Annotated in this window: 15 protein-coding genes and 2 pseudogenes; 5 read left to right on the top strand and 12 right to left on the bottom strand. The window is 48.3% G+C overall.

Annotated features, from left to right (window positions below; genetic code table 11):
- From L693_RS0119595 to L693_RS0119565, 7 genes and pseudogenes are all read right to left on the bottom strand, one after another.
- Positions 1-769, bottom strand: a pseudogene (locus tag L693_RS0119595) (ABC transporter permease); the annotation flags it as partial.
- A 39-nt stretch (positions 770-808) separates the two neighbouring features.
- Positions 809-1615, bottom strand: coding sequence for an ABC transporter permease (locus L693_RS0119590; protein WP_025719287.1), 807 nt, complete (start codon positions 1613-1615; stop codon positions 809-811).
- The gene (locus tag L693_RS0119585) at positions 1605-2597 is read right to left on the bottom strand and encodes an ABC transporter ATP-binding protein (protein ID WP_025719286.1); all 993 of its coding nucleotides are present in this window, start codon (positions 2595-2597) and stop codon (positions 1605-1607) included. Before L693_RS0119585 ends, L693_RS0119590 begins: the two co-directional genes overlap by 11 nt.
- 100 nt (positions 2598-2697) lie before the next feature.
- Positions 2698-3828, bottom strand: a complete 1131-nt coding sequence (locus L693_RS0119580) for a hypothetical protein (RefSeq protein WP_025719285.1) — start codon at positions 3826-3828, stop codon at positions 2698-2700.
- On the bottom strand, positions 3821-4066 hold the full coding sequence (locus L693_RS0119575; protein ID WP_025719283.1) for an acyl carrier protein: 246 nt from the start codon (positions 4064-4066) through the stop codon (positions 3821-3823). The genes L693_RS0119580 and L693_RS0119575 overlap by 8 nt, the downstream gene beginning before the upstream one ends.
- 575 nt (positions 4067-4641) lie before the next feature.
- Entirely contained in the window at positions 4642-5835 is a 1194-nt protein-coding gene (locus L693_RS0119570; RefSeq protein WP_025719282.1) for a radical SAM/SPASM domain-containing protein, read from the bottom strand.
- A gap of 57 nt (positions 5836-5892) precedes the next feature.
- Entirely contained in the window at positions 5893-6171 is a 279-nt protein-coding gene (locus L693_RS0119565) for an acyl carrier protein (protein WP_025719281.1), read from the bottom strand.
- A gap of 351 nt (positions 6172-6522) precedes the next feature.
- On the opposite strand from L693_RS0119565, the gene L693_RS0119560 reads away from it, so the two are divergent.
- The 3 genes from L693_RS0119560 to nagA are packed head-to-tail and all read left to right on the top strand — an operon-like array spanning position 6523 to position 9336.
- The gene (locus tag L693_RS0119560) at positions 6523-7389 is read left to right on the top strand and encodes a MurR/RpiR family transcriptional regulator (RefSeq protein WP_025719279.1); all 867 of its coding nucleotides are present in this window, start codon (positions 6523-6525) and stop codon (positions 7387-7389) included.
- Between the two features lies 1 nt (position 7390).
- A complete protein-coding gene (gene nagB, locus L693_RS0119555) occupies positions 7391-8119 on the top strand; it encodes a glucosamine-6-phosphate deaminase (RefSeq protein WP_025719277.1) in 729 nt (242 codons plus the stop codon).
- Positions 8116-9336 (top strand): N-acetylglucosamine-6-phosphate deacetylase, encoded by a 1221-nt coding sequence (nagA, locus tag L693_RS0119550; RefSeq protein WP_025719275.1) that lies wholly within the window; start codon positions 8116-8118, stop codon positions 9334-9336. Before nagB ends, nagA begins: the two co-directional genes overlap by 4 nt.
- 92 nt (positions 9337-9428) lie before the next feature.
- On the opposite strand, the gene L693_RS0119545 is transcribed toward nagA, so the two are convergent.
- Entirely contained in the window at positions 9429-10430 is a 1002-nt protein-coding gene (locus tag L693_RS0119545; RefSeq protein WP_025719273.1) for a YhcN/YlaJ family sporulation lipoprotein, read from the bottom strand.
- A gap of 183 nt (positions 10431-10613) precedes the next feature.
- On the opposite strand from L693_RS0119545, the pseudogene L693_RS32165 reads away from it, so the two are divergent.
- A pseudogene (locus tag L693_RS32165) lies at positions 10614-12116 on the top strand (esterase/lipase family protein).
- A 67-nt stretch (positions 12117-12183) separates the two neighbouring features.
- Here L693_RS32165 and L693_RS0119535 read toward each other — a convergent pair.
- Entirely contained in the window at positions 12184-12450 is a 267-nt protein-coding gene (locus L693_RS0119535; RefSeq protein ID WP_081752171.1) for a helix-turn-helix domain-containing protein, read from the bottom strand.
- A complete protein-coding gene (locus tag L693_RS32160; protein ID WP_081752170.1) occupies positions 12387-12749 on the bottom strand; it encodes a hypothetical protein in 363 nt (120 codons plus the stop codon). Before L693_RS32160 ends, L693_RS0119535 begins: the two co-directional genes overlap by 64 nt.
- 185 nt (positions 12750-12934) lie before the next feature.
- Here L693_RS32160 and L693_RS0119530 point away from each other — a divergent pair, with 185 nt between their 5' ends.
- Complete coding sequence (locus L693_RS0119530) at positions 12935-13138, top strand: hypothetical protein (RefSeq protein WP_025719269.1); 204 nt, start codon at positions 12935-12937, stop codon at positions 13136-13138.
- A gap of 80 nt (positions 13139-13218) precedes the next feature.
- Here the strand turns inward: L693_RS0119530 and L693_RS0119525 are convergent, their stop codons facing one another.
- Together L693_RS0119525 and L693_RS0119520 are read right to left on the bottom strand one after the other, a co-directional pair.
- On the bottom strand, positions 13219-14157 hold the full coding sequence (locus tag L693_RS0119525) for a DUF4340 domain-containing protein (RefSeq protein ID WP_025719267.1): 939 nt from the start codon (positions 14155-14157) through the stop codon (positions 13219-13221).
- Positions 14154-15545 (bottom strand): GldG family protein, encoded by a 1392-nt coding sequence (locus tag L693_RS0119520; RefSeq protein WP_025719266.1) that lies wholly within the window; start codon positions 15543-15545, stop codon positions 14154-14156. The genes L693_RS0119525 and L693_RS0119520 overlap by 4 nt, the downstream gene beginning before the upstream one ends.
- Positions 15546-15547 lie beyond the last annotated feature (2 nt).

The raw sequence follows: 15547 nt of genomic DNA, 5'->3' as shown, positions 1-15547 counted from the left end.
TGGCTTGCACTCGTATAATCACGCAGTGCAAACTGCCATATCAAGCGGATGATCGCCAGCAGCCAGACAGGTGCGAGAAACGCCCATACGATCAAACCGATATCCATCTTGCCGAGGATAAACATGGGTGGAAAATTACAAATGACAAACACCGGAAGCACAAACAAACCGATACGCTGAATCAGATTGCTATACACGGCCATCGGCACATAGTTGGTCTCGAAAATGCTGTTGGACAGCTCCGTTACGCCGTTCGTACGGATAATCCAAAAGGCCAGCAATTGTGGCAGCAAAAACACGGAATAGGCCGTAAGCACCCCGCATCCGAGCAGCACAGCGAAGCCTCCCACGGTTTCCAAATCAAATGGCAAACCAAGCCGATACCAGCCGATGCCCGTCATAATTCCACCACCCACTACATTCGGCACAGTGTAGCCCAGCTCAAATTGACGCAGTGTCACCATAAATTGCAGCGACACCGGCTTGGTGATGAGCACGTCCAGTGAACCGGTACGGATTTTGTCAGGCAGACTTGTAAAATTACTGTAGAACAAGCCACTGTAAAACCCGCTCATCATCGTAAATACGCCGATATATAGCAGCACCGCATCGGGAGTCCAGCCGTTAATATCCGTCCCTGCCCGGTATGGAACCGAAGCGTACAGCAGCTTGATGAGCAAATAAGCCGTTTCAACCAGAGCGCAGTAATAAAATTTATGCGGTATTCCATCTGTGACATGACGGAAAACTGGATGAATTTCCAGTACAGCCTGAGGTAACGTCCAACGTTTCGGAAAACATTTTTATGTTAGCCTCCCACCGAGATAAAGCGTTTGAGCCCAGCCTGCCACACCCAGCGCGATACCGCCGCCAGCACTGCAATCCAGAGCCATTGCACACCAATGCCTTTAGCGGCTTCCAGCACAGTCAGCTTACCTGTTAGCGCGTTCACGGGAAAAAATACGGTGTAGCTAAACGGTAGCAAGCTGAACAGACGGGCCAAAGCATCTCCAAAAATCGTCAGCGGGAATACGGTACCGCTAGCTACATAAATGACAAGCGACAGCGTGTAAAATAACCCTGCCGGTTCCGTCACCCAAAAGGCTATGCCGCTCAGCGCGTAATAGACCACAAAATTGAGCACAAGCGCTCCCGGCAACGCCAATATGTAAAGCAGAATATACGACAGCCTGAAGCTGATATGTCCGTCCAGACTGAGACATAACAGCAAAATAGCCGCCGCCAGCAGCACGACTGCGGATTGTACCGCTTTGCCACCGATAAATCGGGAAAAACGGTAAGCAAAATAATGCACAGGCTGCACCATGAATTTGGCCAATCCGTCTTCCTTGATATCTGTAGCAATTTCATATTCAAAGCCTGTGGCGATCAGTTTTCCAGTCACGCCCGCCATGACTACATAGACCAGCATTTCCGGCAGCGAATAGCCCAGCACTCTTGCCTGTCCCGAAGAGCCGAATACCGCAAGCCAGAGAAAAATTTGCGTCATGATCGGCAGCATAAACCCCGCCATCTGGAGCCAATAATTGGCCCGGTATTCCATTTCGTTTTGCATGCCAAGCTGGAGTACCTTTACATATTTGTTATTTCGCATCAGCCAGCCTGCCCCCATCATACAAATTGGCTATCCCCTCTTCCAGCGGGACATCCTCAATCGTAAAATCAACGACAGGCAGTGCATCCAAAATCTTTTTGGACCAGGTCAAAGTATCTTCTGCATCCAGCTCAAATATCGCCTCCAGCTCCGAATTGGAGCGCAGCTTGCCGAGTCCCGTCAACGTCAGGTTAGATACGGGGGTCTCCAGTCGAACCTTGAGCAATTTACGAGCACCGATGACCTCATTCACCTTGTGCAAATCTCCGTCATAAACCAACTGGCCACCGCTAATAATGATGGATCTCCTGCATAAATCCTCAATATCCTTCATGTAATGGCTTGTCAGCAGGATGGTCGTCCGGTGCGCGCGGTTATAGGCTTTAAAAAACTCACGAATCCGCCGCTGAGAAACAAGATCCAGTCCGATCGTCGGCTCGTCCAGTAAAATAACCCGTGGACGGTGCAGCAGCGCGGCGATCAGCTCCATTTTCATACGTTCACCGAGAGATAGCCGCCGCACCTGTACATGAAGCTGCTCCTCTACACCAAGCAGGGTGACCAGCTCGTCCAACGCCTCCTTATAACGCCTTTCATCTATTTCGTAAATAAGCTTGTTCAGCTCGAATGACTCACTGGCAGGCAGATCCCACCAGAGTTGGTTTTTCTGTCCCATCACGATGGAAAACTGACGTTTAAACTCTTTTTGTCGCTTCCACGGGGTAAAACCGAGTACCGATGCTTCCCCGTCACTGGGATGGAGAATGCCGGACAGCATTTTGAGCGTCGTTGTTTTGCCCGCCCCGTTCGGACCGAGAAACCCGACAATTTCACCTTCCTCAATGCTGAAGCTGATATCTTGCACAGCCTTCTTGGTCAGCTTTTCCCGCCTGAACAGGTTTTGTAACGATTTGCGCACGCCCGGCTCCTTTTTGTAGTACGTAAACGTTTTCGACAATTGATGCAATGTAATGGACGGCAATGAATTCCCCTCCTCTTTCCTCTTTCCTCTGTCCGTGACACCTTGATGAACATGCCTGATACGACTGGCCATGACGATTTAACCGAACGATCGACCTGAGCTAATCGGCTGCTTGCTCCGCCAGAACCATCAATTCCTCCAGCATATGCCGCTGTCTTTCAATCAGACTCAGCGCGCGTTCCGTAATCTCAGGCATCCGCTGCTTGCGCAGTTGGAGACCTGTTTTGTAAATATGCAGATTGAGCTTGTGCCAATCCGCATACAACGACTGCGCCAATTCAATCACATGCTGTACTTGAGGTCCCAGCGTGTCTTGATGCAGCAGGCAATAATCAGCCGTGTAATCCGTCAAATGAAGGGCACTGCCCAATCGCAGATTGTAATAGATTTCATGGCAGTACGTCCGAAAATCCTGATCCTCCATGTCTGTCAGCAGGCGGAAGTCGTCAACAAATGCCCGGTAACCCGCATCCCCCCGCTTGACCTGCTTGCCTGTCAGGGCCTTTCCGGCCTGATTTCCCGACTCATCAGGCGAAGGCACACCTCTCCAGACAGCTTCGTGCCCGGTCACATACTGACGAATATGGTATGCACACGCAGCATGCAGCTCGCCTGGCGAAAGCCGGGCAGGCTCCTCTACCAGCCATGCATACTCAATAATCCCTTGCATCAAATCATCGAGACGGGCCGGTCCCACGTAAGTCATAGCCTGTCCCGAGGAATCCAGCAGGAAGCTGTCATTGACCTGTGCCGTCCGCTCTCCCAGGTCCAATCCGCACAGCTCAATCACATGACCCCTTGGGTAATTTTTCACATATACATCGTGATAGGTTAAGGCGGTGCTCGACGTATGCAGCATCGTACCATAACCTGAGGTGAGCACCCGCAGCAGATCGGTTTCATCACTTACGTCAGCAATCCACGGCTCCACCCGAATCACAGGTCCGCCACTAGCCGCCATTTCTTGCAGCTGTTCCGGGTATTTCTCAGGTCCGAAGCGCTTCAAATCTCCGCTATACTCCGCGCACATACTCCCACACAGCATGAACAGCTCGGACTCCGCCATGTTCACCCCATAGCGCCGCAATGAAGTGCGCAGAGAAGAATATACACAATGTTTCCCCGGAAGAGCGTTGGCTTCTTCTGCAACAGCGTGGTCAACAATGGAATCAGGACGACTATCTAAGCCAGATTCCTGCACAGGTCTGGTCTTCTCAGCGCCCTTATGCATATTTGCCCAGCAAACGTTCAATGCCTTGCAGTGTAGATAGGTGCTCCAGCACGAGATCGTCGTCCTCCATCGTAATGTCAAGCTCATTTTCCAGCTCTACAATCAATTCAACAGCGGACAGAGAATTCAGCCCCAAAGCTCGCAGGTCCTGATCAGGAGCCAACTGTGCAAGCTCGCCCGGAGCCAGCTTTAATACTTTTTCCAGCAAGGGTACTACATGGTATACATCTGTTTTCATCTTGAATTCCTCCCGAATTATGAGCATCCCAATCCAGCGATAATCCCTTCCAACTTGTGCGCATATGCTTCTGCTTCCTGCCAGCTGTCTGCCAAAATAAGTGTGAATATTCGGTTCACATATCCCCGTTTTACAGGAATACCGGATAGCGTACCCGCCGTATAAACGAACACTCCTTGAGGGCGTTCCGGTGTATAAAGCAATCCTTCCTCCGCGAGTAAGTCGCACAAGCGGCTGTAGGTAAGGGGTGAGGCGGTGCAGGCTAAAGCCCAATCGCTGAAGCATGTCCAGAAAAGCCTCATCCGGCTTTTCGCGAAGTACAATGATATCCTGACTTCGGCACAGCAGGAGATTCATTTCCTCCATCCGGTTTACGACCTGCTGTTCATCCTTGTCCACCATCCCCCCCTTGCGGGGAGACGGATGCCATACCTGCTCTGCGCCAATATTGAACAGCCAAATCAGTACACCATGATCTCGTTCATGAGCAAGCGCTTCCACGAGATTTATCGTTTTAGTCGTCACGTCCTGTCATCCCTCTCTTCCATTCCGTAACAAACAACATTCTTAGGACACTAGATATATTTCAAAGAGCCGGCTCCGTGCAGGTATAAAACGCTGCATTTGGAGCATACAGGCGTTAAGCCCTCGTGATTAATCTTTTGACGGGTTTTCTCATACGCATCCGAATTCCATATCTCCTCCAGACTGTGCTCACGCAAGCTTCCAATCGTGAACTCACTGAAAAATTTGCAAGGCATAACCTTTCCATTCGGCAAAATATCCGTTCTGGAGGTGAGTGCCAGGCATTGATTGGAACAACGGCTGACCATTTCCTCGCCATGTATAAATTTATCAATCTCCTCATAGTCCAAACCGGGCTGATAGCGCACACGAATGTTCCATACCCGTTCATTGATCCGCTGCAGCTCCTGCATCAGAGGGTCGATGTTATCCGGGTTGATTTTATATTTGAAAGCATGCCAGCTGCTAATATTATTTTCCTCAAGCTGTCGGAGCCAGGAGAAGTTGCGTGTAAAATATTCATCCATTTTGAGGGAGGTTTCTTTGGAAATGTACCAGGGGAACGTCAGCAGCACCAGATCCAGCCGTTTGTCCTCCAGCATTTGCAGAAATTCGTACATCCGTCCGATCATGTTATCGTTAATGACCGCATGGACGGTTACCCGCCCTTTGTACAATCCCTGGTCACGCAGTTCAATCAGCTTATCCATCTGCCGCATCGTTTTTTGAAAGGTGTCTTTACCGCGAATCAGATCGTGTTCTCTTTCAAAACCTTCAATCGCTATTAATAGTTCCAGATTTTCAGATAAATCCAAAATCCGGTCCAAATATTTGTCAATGAGTAATCCGTTCGTACAAAACGTCATTTCGCGCCGGTCTTCCGCCAGCACGTCCAAAATTTCATCAAAGCGCCGGTGAAACATCGGTTCACCGCCCCACATGTATAAACGGGACTTGGCTTCCTTGGTCTCACTCAAAATTTGCCGAAGCATGTCCGGGGCAAGATCCATGTTTTGCTCTTCTTTATCCATTTGATGATGATAGCCTTCCTCGTTCCATTCAAAGCAGTGAGTACATCTCAGGTTGCAGCGGTTGGTCAGCTTAATGCCGATCGTCTGGGGCATGTCCGTTTTGAAGGCAGGGTTCTGGGTTGCGTTACGATAAGACACGGAAGCGTTTTTCAGGTTACGCTTGATGAGCTTGAACGCCTTCTCATCAATCAGCACATTGCTTTTGGGCTGCATGCTAACACCTCGTGTAATGGATTTTCAGGCAGAGTGTACCTAAGCCAAAGCCGCCTCTCAGACCGTCTTTATTCCCTCCGGGTGCGGTACTTGTTCCGCTTCGCTGATCCCCTGTATATAGCTGCAAAAGGCATCTACCGAGCACAGATGTTCCAGCTCAAAGGAATCAAAATCAATTTCCACATCAAACGCATCCTCTACTTGCAGCATGAAATGAACCAACTGCAACGAATCCAGTCCTGCATCATGAATAATATCCGAATGTCCATCCAGCTTACCGACCAGTTCAGGTTCTTCCTTGACCGCGCTGATCATTTCAATCACTCGGCTTTGCATAGCAACTCCTCCTTGTGAATGAGATTCTGTTTGTTCTGCCCAACGATATCCTTTGCAAGCTCCTAGAAATATTCCTTCACTGGAACTTTATTCAATTATACTCCTCCAATGAAGAGACAAGTCAATAGGTTGTTTTGTAAATAAAACTCGCAATATGTAAATTAATGTGTGATCATTTCCACAAATTTTGCAGCCTATTTTTATGTGAAATACAGCAAATATTCTCTTCACTTCTCTTGCAGGAACGACATAATTATTTTACAATATACACGAAAATATTTTTCTTTATTTCATTTTATATAACGATACTTTTTTTCATAAAAACATTATACAGCTAAAGGAGCACCGCTCATGTCACCCATTCTTCATACATTAGCCCGTAGCCTGGAGCAGCTTCCCGTACAAGAGCGCAGGCTGGCAGAATCCATTCTGCAATCCCCGGAGGACGTGCTGCATCTGGGTATTCGGGAACTGTCAGAGCGTTGTGGTGTGAGTGCAGCGACCGTAACACGGTTTTGCAAATCATTACATTTTAAAGGCTATCCTGATTTCAAAATGAAGCTGGCCGCCGAGTTGTCCCATTCAAACCGTAATGGTGAAGAATCCTATCAGGACATTGTTGCCGGAAATTCACTTTCCCGTATCGTGCAGGCTATTCAGGCCAACCACACTGCATCTATTGCGGACACGACTCGGCTGCTGGATTTCGCCAAGCTGGAGCAGGCCATTACGTGGCTGTCAGCTACAAGCCGCATTGATTTGTACGGGATGGCGACATCCTCCATTGTGGCACAAGACTTTTACCAGAAGCTCATTCGTATTGGCAAAAACAGTACCGCCTTCGCTGATTCGCATATGCAGATCACCTCTGCCTCCTCGCTTGGACCGGGAGATGTCGCCTTTGCAGTCTCCTACTCGGGGGAAACCCAGGAGACGATCGCAGCTCTGCGCTGTGCGAAGGAGCAGGGAGCTAAAACACTATCCCTGACCTCCTTCGGAAATAATACGCTGGCGGGTATTTCGGATATTGCTTTATTTTCCTCTTCGCTGGAGGAAGGAATGCGGCGGGGAGATATGGCGTCCCGCATCGCCCAGCTTCATATCATAGATATCCTGTTTACAGGTATGGTGAGCGCGAATTTTGACAAATATATTCCGAGATTGGAAGGTTCATATCAACAAGTGAGCAAGCTCAAAAAACAACCAGGGGGTCACTAAGATGAACATACGCATTTTGAACAGCCGTGAAGACCTGAACGCTACTGCCGCCGCTGTGATATCCGGCTTGCTGTTAACCAAGCCTCAGGCCATGCTTGGTCTGGCTACCGGTAGTACGCCTATTGGCATCTACCGACATCTTGCAGATATATACCGCAAGGGACAGGTCAGCTTTGCACGAGCCTACGCTGTCAATCTGGATGAATATGTCGGCCTTTCCCCGGATCACCCGCAGAGCTACCGCAGCTTTATGAATGAACACCTGTTCCAGCATATTGACATTCCCATTGCCCATACACGTGTACCTGACGGGAATGCAATGGATTTGGCGGCAGAATGTGCGGCACACGAGCAAGCCATTTTGGATCATGGACCCGTGGATCTTCAATTGCTGGGCATTGGTCATAATGGTCATATCGGCTTTAACGAACCTGGTCACAGCTTGACTGGGTCCACATATGTTGTCGATTTGGAAGAAAGAACGCGGACGGCAAATGCCCGATTTTTTGGCAATATAGATGCTGTACCCCAGCAAGCCATTACGATGGGCGTAGGCACGATTTTAAAGGCAAAACAAATTATACTGGTGGCTTTTGGCGCGGATAAGGCTGACATTATAAAGCAGGCCTTAACCGGACCCATCACTACAGAATGTCCGGCTTCTCTGCTGCAATGCCACCCCAACGTGCTTATATTACTGGATCAGGAAGCAGGAGGATGGTTCAATTGAACTCAGATGAATCGAGTGGCAGCATAACCCAGCTGCTGTATGGACAGGTTGTTATCGGGAACGACATTATTGAAAAAGGGGTTGTTATCATTAAGGGACAATCCATTGTATATGCTGGTTCAGAGGAGAGCTTGCCTGCAGATTGGACATCAGTTGACAAGACAAGTCAGGCAGATGGTACAACTGAAGCAATGAATATAGTTCGTTTGGAAAGCGGCTATCTGCTGTCGGGCTTTATTGATATTCATGTTCACGGTGGTAATGGCGAGGATTTTATGGACTCCGATCCAAGGGTACTGGCTGCGATCACCTCCTTTCATGGCTCGCAAGGAACGACTGCCATGCTGGCTACCACGATGACCGCACCCAAGGAACGAATTGACCGGGTGCTGAGCGAAGTTCACGCCTATATGGCACAGCCCATGCCCCATGCACAGCTGGAGGGCGTGCATCTGGAGGGTCCGTTCATTAGCCCGAACTGGCCCGGAGCACAAAACCCGGAACACATCGTGCCTCCAAATCTCGCGTGGATGATAGAATGGGAGCAGCGCTACCCTGGCCTTGTACGCCAGGTGACACTTGCGCCCGAACAGGAAGGCGCGCTGGAACTGATTGCATGGCTGCGCCGTCATGGTATTACCGCAGCACTGGGTCATACGGATGCCACGTATGAAGAGGTAGAGCAGGCAGCGGCGGCGGGCCTGAACCATGCGGTGCATACGTTCAATGCCATGACTCCGCTGCATCACCGCAAGCCAGGAGCGGTTGGAGCGGTACTAGCTGATCCGCGCATTGAAGCGGAGGTCATCGCGGACGGCATCCATGTGCATCCCGCTGCCATATCTCTGCTCGCCAAGCTAAAGCAGAATCATAATCTCATTGTAATTACTGATGCCATGTCTGCCACCGGGCTAAAGGACGGGCACTACACGATCGGTGACCTGCCAGTAATCGTGCAGGATGGTGTGGCACGATTGGAGGATGAAATCACATTGGCGGGAAGCACACTGACCATGATTGCAGGCTTTCGTTTTCTGGTTCAACAAGTGGGCCTGAGTATCCCCGAAGCATCACAAATGGCCAGCCTGAATCCGGCTCAATCCTTGAACATTCATAATCGTACAGGTTCGCTTGAAGCAGGCAAACAAGCAGACATCCTGTTACTGGATTCCGACTTTAATCTGCAAGGCGTATGGATTAAAGGAATGCGTCAATAATTTATATTGTTCCCCTAAGCCAAAAAGCTATCCGTCGGCGCATTCGCCGAAATGGATAGCTCTTTTTTTGGGCATTGCTCTTATGTGGTGAATTAGCGATGATTCACAGGTGCAGGTGTATGATTTTGTGGGCGTGTTGGTGGTGTATTTAGCATTGGACGGTTCGTACCAGCCGCAGGGGTTGGAAAAACGCGTTGAATGATATCACCTAATTGGGTACTCATTCCTTTGATCGGATGACCACTTTGCACACTGCGTGCAAAGTCGGTGCTATGCTTGATAAAATCAGGGTTCGCTGATACATACACCTGTTGAATCGATGGCGCAAATTGCTTAACCTTATTGGAAATTTTACTTTTGACCGCTTCGGTCAGCGTGCTAGGCTCATACGCAGTTCGTGCACCCTGAACTGTGGTGCCATCCGTGCGGGTACCATCCGTCAAGCCACGAATCATACCATAAGAACCTGTACCCATTGTGCCGTATAATCCGTCACCACGACGCGCAGGTGTTCCGTATCCGGTAACCCCATCTGTCACTCCGGGCGTAGTGGTACCCGTTGTATAGCCCCCGCGCGTACCATTAACGCCACTCACGCTCGGTGCATTTCTGTAATGCTGAGTACTGGTGGCGCTAGGAGTACCCACACCAGTTGCGTTGGCATGGTCCTTCAAGGAAACCGCTACATAAGCATTACGATCACCAACCAGTACGGTCGCAGATTTAACATCCGGCAACTCGGCTATACGTTTGGACAAATTGCGATCGACTTGCAAATTACGAACTGGATGTCCGGGAACATTGGTGTTCGGGTTCAATGGCACCCCATCCACACCGTTGGACCTAACCCCATAACGGTTCACACCATCAATACGGTTTACACCATCCATACCATAACGATTTACACCATCAATACGGTTCACACCATCCACACCATAACGGTTTACACCATCCAAAGGACGTGTGCTTTGCACGTTATAGCGAGTAGCGTTCGTACGGACGTTTTTCGCAGTCCCACACCCTGTCAAAGTAGCCATGCTGGCAAGTAAAGCAGCAGAAATCGTCAAGCTGATGATCTTCTTAGTTCCTGACATGAACTCATCCTCCATACATATAAAATATGTGACGAGAATAGCATGCGCCATGAATCGTAGGGATATCCTGACTAAAAAATGACTGAAAAAATAAAATTTTAATGTAAATATGAAATACAATTGATGATTTACCACAAGATGGAATGTAAAAATACTTTATTTTACAAAAGAAGGATTTCAAGTTTGAAAAAAATCACTGTTTTGATGCTTATTTTTTTATTATCTGTCACTCTTGTCCCTGTAGGCGCATTTGCAGGCTCTACTACACCCCGCCCCCCAAAAGATCCCGCCGGAAGCTGGGCAGAAGGCCCGCCGCCTAATCGCGTTGATCCTGCCAAGTCCGCACTATTGTTTGTACATGGTTTGAACAGTAGCGCTGAAGTCTGGACCAAAAATAACAACGATATGCTTCAACGCGCACGTGACGCCGGATACCAGACAGCCACCATTAATCTTTACGATGCAAATGGCACCTCACAGGATATGTGGGACAATGGTAAGCTTCTAGCCGACAAAATCAAGGTCATTAGTAATCATTTTGGAAAAAAACTCATCGTCATCACCCTCAGCAGTCCCCATCATGGCTCACAACTCGCAGATCTCGCTTACAGCAGTTGGGCCGGATGGCTGGCAGATATCGTCGGCTCACAGAATCCCGGCACCTCTACTTTACAGACATCTTATATGAAGTATTTCCGATCCAAGACCGATGCACTCAGCAACGCGACTACCATTCCCTTCTTCACGCATGCTGGTGATAACTGGTCTGACGGCACCGCATCCTACATACTCGGCGGACTTTACCTCTCAACCTTTGGCAAGAATGATGGAGTGGTCACAGTCGACAATGCAAAGCTTCCCGGTGGACGTATTGTCAAAGTCGGACCTTGGGATCATGCCAAAGTTCGTACAGGCTCCTACGTTTTTTCCCTGATCCAGCCCTACCTTCAAGCGAACACTCCAGCATTGAATTAGGAATCTGAGGCACTTTCAGTGGCATCTTCCCTGCCTGCTTCTGCTTTACAATCCACCTATAGCGAGATCGACAATTCATACTTTATCCGTGGCGGAAACTATAATGGAAAAGCCTCCGAAATCCTCACTGTTGAAAATGGTGTCCAATCCATTGATCTGGACTGGATCAGCGATAAGCGTGTAAGTCAGCTTGAGTTGACCAAGCCTGACGGTACCAGTGAGATTGTTAATCTGAAAGCAGGTTATGATCACGAAATTTTTGCTGGTGCCTGGCATCATAGCGCTGCCATTCAAAATCCAAACCCGGGCACCTATAAACTGAATGTCACGGCTCCTGATAAGGGTGCGTATCTTCTGATTGCTCGCTACCAAGCCGTTCAGGTACCTGAACTAAAATACAAACTCAACGCATTGGGTCCGAAGCTAAATCTGAAACCACAGGATTCTAAAGACAGCGTTACAGAAGTCACCTACCAGGTTCAGTACTACGGTGACCCGCAGCAAGGAATCACTTCAGCGTCCAAGGGTTTGACATTACAGCAAAAAACCGTTAATCCTACCGGACAAATCGAGCTTTCCAAAGCGGACAAACCCGGCCTTTATTCCGTAACCTATGAAATTAGCGGCACCACCGAGACCGGCTATCCTTACCGCCGTACGGCTGTTCAATCCATTTATATTGACGCTGACGGCAATAAATATGTGAATTAATTTATTTTAAAATATCAAAAGCCTGAGGACGCCACCTATGAGCGTTTTCAGGCTTTTTATCATGAGTCTAATCGTCAGATTTTGCAAGCTTATGATATCCATTGTCCACCTTTTCTATTTGTAATTCTTGCCGTAGCTCTTCAATAAAATCAGTCACAATACTTTGAACGGCATCCTCACGGGACATGCGGATATACCGGCTGGTTTTCTGAATATCTTCCTCAAATAAATGAAGTATTCTGCACATGGCCTCCTGATCACCACTTCGTGCTAATTTGAGCAATCGGATAAACTCAGCATCCGAAATAATTCCTTGAGCATTTTCTTTTTCCATTTATTCACCGCCTGTTGGGATAGCTTTAACTCTGCTGCAATCTGTGCTTCGGTTTTATCCAGTATGTAAAGGTCAAAGATGATGGTTTTGCCGATCTCAGACGGTAGAGAGTTGATGAGCTGTAAAGTATACATTTTAGAGTTTACAGAGTCTATAAAAGATGGAGTACCGACAGCTTCGTTCTTTTCCATTACAAATTCATGATTGGTTTGTACCCGCGCACGATATTGAATCCTCCATGCAATGCGGTATAACTTCTTTCGGTATTGTTCCACCAATGTTAGCTGAGATGTGCTAATTGTAAATCACCCTTTCTCTTTGGATTTGGCCTTTCGAAATCCTCATATTATAGGGTAATTTGGGAACCTATTTAACAACTGAAACAGAACATTTGTTCTTATTTATTATACTATTTTTCCAAGCAGTTGTATATGGTTCTTTTAATTTACCTTCATTTATATACGGATAAAAAGGAGGGAATACATTGCAGATGGATGATGCTCTTTCTTTGGTAACCAACGTCGGCTTTCCAGCTGGGCTTTGTTTTATTTTGTTGCGGCACATCCTGCACACCATGGAGGAAAAATTGGATAAGCTGGATCTCTCGCTTCATGAGCTGATTCAGGTCATTAAAGAATTAAACGATAACAACAGCCCTTCTTCCAAAAGCAGTAAATCTGATGAATAACGAGCACAAAGAAGCTCCAACCGACAATTATTCGCCGTTGGAGCCTCTTTGCATACATATAAAATTAAATCATCTTTTGTTTATTTTTTAGTCTGAGCCTGGTCGTGCCCATTTTGTTCGATACGGTTCACGTCAGATACTGACAGCCCATAGGCCCAGTTGCTTTGTGGAGGTACAACCCATACCGTATCCGGATCATCGTTAAGCGTCCAGCCCTGATAAACCAGCTGGGAATCATCCTGATTCAGCGATACGCTCAGCGTAAAGCGGTGAACAGGCTTGCTCAGCTCGGAGGCTTTGCGCAGGGGCAGATTGCTGGCCAGATTTTTGATTTGCTGCGACAAGGAGGTCGCCGTATCACCGGCTATTGACTTTCCGTTCAGCGTCCAGGAAGTGGAAGCACTATCTCCGGCCTGGCTGCTGCCAGAAGACTTGAGCATCCATGAGGCCTTTTGGCCTTCCCACTCTAGTCCGCTTAGCTTGGCATCATCCCAGTCGAACGGTGTTGTATCTGTAAAATCAGCAGTACCCAGCAGTAAACCCGAAAGTGTATCTAAAGGTACGGAAGCTACCTCTTTTTGATCTGATAAAACATAAGCAGCATCTCCCGAAGGTAACGTTTCACCAAACGCAAAGGTGTGTACGTCGCCCTTCTTGGTCTTGATCTCAATCCGGTCATGGGTAGCGCTGATTCCGTATTTGGCTACATCCTTGGGGGAAGATTCTACCGTTTCACCCAGCTTCACATCTTGAATCGCAGCTAACCAATTGTCTACTGTATATCCGTTTAACGGGTAAGACTGTGGCTTGGTCATGCTCCATTTGCCATCACGTTGTGTAAGCTCCACCGTTGCACCGTCCTTTCCTGTGATAGCGAAAGACGTAATATCTTCCCGGGTGAGCTGAACCAGCTGGCGAGCCGCTGGTGCCTGTTCACGAAAAAAGTTTTGGCTCTTGGCATAGATTATACCCGCTCCCAATACAACTAACAGCAGCACTGTGGGTATCCATTTTTTCATGCTCTTCTTCGCCTCCACCATAATAGGATTCCGACTACCGCGAACAGCAACGGCATTCCGATGACGGATATGGTCAATATTGTTTTCGCTTGCGCAGGAGTCAAATAGGCTACCTTGTAATCCTGCTCCTGACGAGGCCGAATGGTGAGTCCATCAGAGTGTTCCTGTACATAGTTCAGACTGTTCAGCACAAAATCCCGATTTCCTCCCGTGCTGATCTCGGTGTCGCTTAGAAGCGCAGACGTTCCGAGAATCACCGCTTTGGGCTTGCCGTCTTTTCCATCTACTGCATAACCCAGATCAAGTGGCCCCTGCAGGTCCTTCCCATCCTTCTGTGCTTCGTTGTTCAGCAGCCCCTGGATATTCGTTTCACCATAGCTGGCGGCAGAAGATTTTAGCAGAGGCGTCGTCTTCCAATTCTTTTGCTCCTTCGCCTGTAAAGCAATAGACAGCGAAAGAACTGGATACAGATTGGAAGCTGCCAGCTTATTGGTAATCGCATGACTGCCAAAGGTAGGAACTGTCCATAGAGGTCCCAGCGTATTCGTCTGCTCCTGATCCACCACAATCGCATGCGTATCCTTCACTCCATAATCAGCCGCCAGGCCGTCTAGGTTTTTCCAGTCGGATTGCATGCTCGGATGGAAGCCCAACGCCATCAAAAGCTTTCCACCGCCGTTCAGGTACGTACGAATACTCTTCAGCTCCGTTGTGCTGATATCCCGCTGTGGCCCGATAATAGCCAACACGGATGCATCTTTAGGCACACTTCCAGCCCGATTGAGCTGTACTTCTTCTGTTTTCACATTATCCTGCGCCAGTGAGCTGCTTAATTGGGTCATTTGAGACAAAGGGATTTCCTCATGACCGGTCAGAAAAACCACTTTCCCCTGACGGGTCGATGATAGCCCCAGCAGTCCGCTGGTCAGCTTTTCTTCACCAGTAAACTGGTATGCTCCTTCACCACTCCCCTGCGCTTGCGTAAACAGACTCCCAATATCTATAACCCGTTTCTTTTCACCCTGCACCAACACAATAGATGCTGCGGTAACACCATATTGCTTGGCAAGCACCGGTTCCTGATTCAGATCGTATTGCTCGACCTTGAGCTTGCTGTTACGCTTGGCGTATTCGCTCAGCATATCCGTAACATCCCGGTTCAGCTTCTGATTTTGTGAAGTGGATACGGTAAAAGCAATTAACCGTACGTCTTCCTTCACTCCCTGAATAGCCGTTAACGTCTGGTCAGACAGCGTATACTGCTTGCCTGACGTCAAATCCAGTTGAAAACCTCCCAGCGAACGCAGAAACAACGTCAGCAAAATAAAAATACCGATAGCCGCAACCGATAATACTACACTGTTTGTATGACCCAGCCATTTTTTCATCC

Source organism: Paenibacillus sp. 1-18 (genome assembly GCF_000520755.1).
Lineage (GTDB): Bacteria > Bacillota > Bacilli > Paenibacillales > Paenibacillaceae > Paenibacillus > Paenibacillus brasilensis.
The sequence above is the reverse complement of the archived record's forward strand: the minus strand, read 5'-3'. Positions and strand labels throughout refer to the sequence as shown.

Coding starts and splice junctions, on each gene's coding strand:
- L693_RS0119590 (WP_025719287.1), bottom strand. CDS start 1,615: ATGCGAAATAACAAATATGTAAAGGTACTCCAGCTTGGCATGCAAAAC.
- L693_RS0119580 (WP_025719285.1), bottom strand. CDS start 3,828: ATGCATAAGGGCGCTGAGAAGACCAGACCTGTGCAGGAATCTGGCTTA.
- L693_RS0119575 (WP_025719283.1), bottom strand. CDS start 4,066: ATGAAAACAGATGTATACCATGTAGTACCCTTGCTGGAAAAAGTATTA.
- L693_RS0119570 (WP_025719282.1), bottom strand. CDS start 5,835: ATGCAGCCCAAAAGCAATGTGCTGATTGATGAGAAGGCGTTCAAGCTC.
- L693_RS0119565 (WP_025719281.1), bottom strand. CDS start 6,171: ATGCAAAGCCGAGTGATTGAAATGATCAGCGCGGTCAAGGAAGAACCT.
- L693_RS0119560 (WP_025719279.1), top strand. CDS start 6,523: ATGTCACCCATTCTTCATACATTAGCCCGTAGCCTGGAGCAGCTTCCC.
- nagB (WP_025719277.1), top strand. CDS start 7,391: ATGAACATACGCATTTTGAACAGCCGTGAAGACCTGAACGCTACTGCC.
- L693_RS0119545 (WP_025719273.1), bottom strand. CDS start 10,430: ATGTCAGGAACTAAGAAGATCATCAGCTTGACGATTTCTGCTGCTTTA.
- L693_RS0119535 (WP_081752171.1), bottom strand. CDS start 12,450: ATGGAAAAAGAAAATGCTCAAGGAATTATTTCGGATGCTGAGTTTATC.
- L693_RS0119525 (WP_025719267.1), bottom strand. CDS start 14,157: ATGAAAAAATGGATACCCACAGTGCTGCTGTTAGTTGTATTGGGAGCG.
- L693_RS0119520 (WP_025719266.1), bottom strand. CDS start 15,545: ATGAAAAAATGGCTGGGTCATACAAACAGTGTAGTATTATCGGTTGCG.